Genomic DNA, 236 nt, shown 5'->3' with positions numbered 1-236 from the left:
CCCCCGATTCGGCACAAACTTCGATGACCGCGCGAACGGCATCGACGCCAGCCTTGTGCCCGGCAACACCGGGCAACAGGCGCTTCTTCGCCAAACGGTTGTTGCCATCCATGATGATCGCGACGTGTCGCGGCACCGAGGACGGCGCCGCTGGCTTGGTCTTTTCCATTAAAAAACCTCGGCCTTAAACGGCCAACAGGTCCTTTTCCTTGGCTTTGAACGCCGCGTCGATGTCA

At 59.7% G+C, this 236-nt stretch carries 1 protein-coding gene; it reads right to left on the bottom strand.

Features of this window, described 5'->3' with window-relative positions:
- On the bottom strand, positions 1-169 hold a 169-nt coding region (locus SB765_RS33775), incomplete at its 3' end, for an undecaprenyl diphosphate synthase family protein (RefSeq protein WP_410933055.1).
- Positions 170-236 lie beyond the last annotated feature (67 nt).

Origin of the sequence: Pseudomonas sp. SIMBA_067 (genome assembly GCF_046534675.1) — a bacterium.
GTDB lineage: Bacteria > Pseudomonadota > Gammaproteobacteria > Pseudomonadales > Pseudomonadaceae > Aquipseudomonas > Aquipseudomonas putida.
This window is presented reverse-complemented; position numbering and strand designations above follow the sequence as displayed.